The sequence below is a fragment of the Mucilaginibacter sp. P4_G9 genome, from assembly GCF_056400985.1.
Map to the genome: position 1 here is coordinate 1 of NZ_JBFUKF010000691.1, position 1,640 is coordinate 1,640.

2 protein-coding genes are annotated in these 1,640 nt (G+C 40.7%); both read left to right on the forward strand.

Translation table 11 applies throughout. The features are described 5' to 3' along the window. A partial coding sequence (locus tag AC1DPZ_RS26760; protein ID WP_477409233.1) for a DNA polymerase Y family protein occupies positions 1 to 926 on the forward strand: 926 nt, incomplete at its 5' end. A gap of 471 nt (positions 927 to 1,397) precedes the next feature. Further along, positions 1,398 to 1,640, forward strand: a 243-nt coding sequence (locus AC1DPZ_RS26765; RefSeq protein ID WP_477409235.1) for an acyltransferase family protein, incomplete at its 3' end; no start/stop codon positions are given.

The window sequence follows — 1,640 nt, forward strand, 5'->3', positions numbered from 1 at the left end:
AGGTAACAGAGATCATACATGATTCGGTACCGCTTTACCAGAAATCCTCTGTAGATGAATTTTACATAGACCTTACCGGAATGGACCGCTTTTATGACTGTTATCAAATAGCGTGTAACCTGCGCCAAAGGGTGATCAGGGAAACGGGCCTGCCTATCTCCTTTGGCATGGCATCGGGCAAAACGGTGGCTAAAATGGCTACCAACGCGGCTAAACCTAATGGGCAGCTGTTTATTAAACATGGCGAGGAGCTTCAATTTCTGGCGCCGCTGCCCATCAGTAAAATTCCAGGTCTTGGTGAAAGCACCAGTCAAAAATTGTATCAATATGGTATGGAAAAAATTGGCGATCTGCAACGTATTAATATTCGTTTCCTGGAAGCTGTTTTTGGTAAAATGGGCATTTTCATTTGGGAAAAGGCACATGGAATAGACCATAGTGAGATCATACCGCATTGCGACCGTAAATCCATATCAACAGAACATACCTTTGGCGTAAATGTTAACGATCAGCGTACATTGGAAACTATCCTGGTATCTATGACCGAAGAATTATCCTCCAAACTGCGCAGGGAAAACAAACTGGCATCGTGCCTGGCTATCAAGATCCGTTATGCCAACTTTGAAACCCATACACAACAGCAAAAAATTGCCTTAACCGCTGCCGAACATATTTTATTACCCGGGATTAAAAACCTGCTCAAAAAAGCCTGGAACCAACACCGGCCTATCCGATTGATAGGAGTAAGGCTCAGTAACCTTGCCAGCGGCCGTTACCAGATCAACCTGTTTGAGGATAACGAGGAACGCATCCGCCTTTACCAGGCCATGGATAATATCAATTTTAAATTTGGCGATAAAACTGTTTGCCGTGCAGCAGGTATGGAAATAGGGACCAGGAACTTTAATCCATTTTTGAAAGATTGAGCCTTGCCGGATGTAGGGTGTTTTGTTGGATGTTTTTTAGATTTTTGGTATATTTGTATATAAAACAAACCGGGCGATTATCTTAAAGGATAATTGCCCGGTTTATTTTAAAATAAAAAGCCTTGAAAAATTCATAGTAGTTAATCAATTGTTTGATTATTAATGAATTAAGTATTATTAAGCCAGTGTTGAAGGATACTCAAAAGAGTTTTAAAGGGTACTGGTGAGGTGATTCACAGATGCACGAAAGGTGTGTCAAGGGTGCATCAAAAGTACAGGAATTGCCATCAGGGAATATTTAAAAAGTTTTCATCCTGAGCGTCTTTTACAAAAAGTTTTTAGCAGGTTAATTTCGCGTGTTTGTGTTATGGTGCAGGTTTAATTTTACCATTGGTCAAAGCTTTATAACCGTTGGTCAAACTAATTTTACAGCGCTGGCTCCAGTTGCTTCTTTTGATAAAAAAAGAAAAAATGGAAACAACACAACGCCAAACTTACCTCGACTGGTTAAGAGTCTTATCCATACTGGGTGTATTATTTTTTCATTCGGCTATGCCTTACGTGGCCGAAGACAGCTGGCATATAAAAAATGCCGAGACCAGCAATCTGATGATGGAATCAAATCACTTTTTGCACCTTTTTCGCATGCCGCTGCTCTTTTTTATTTCTGGTACCGTGAGTTACTACATGATGCAGCGGCGATCTACTCTTACT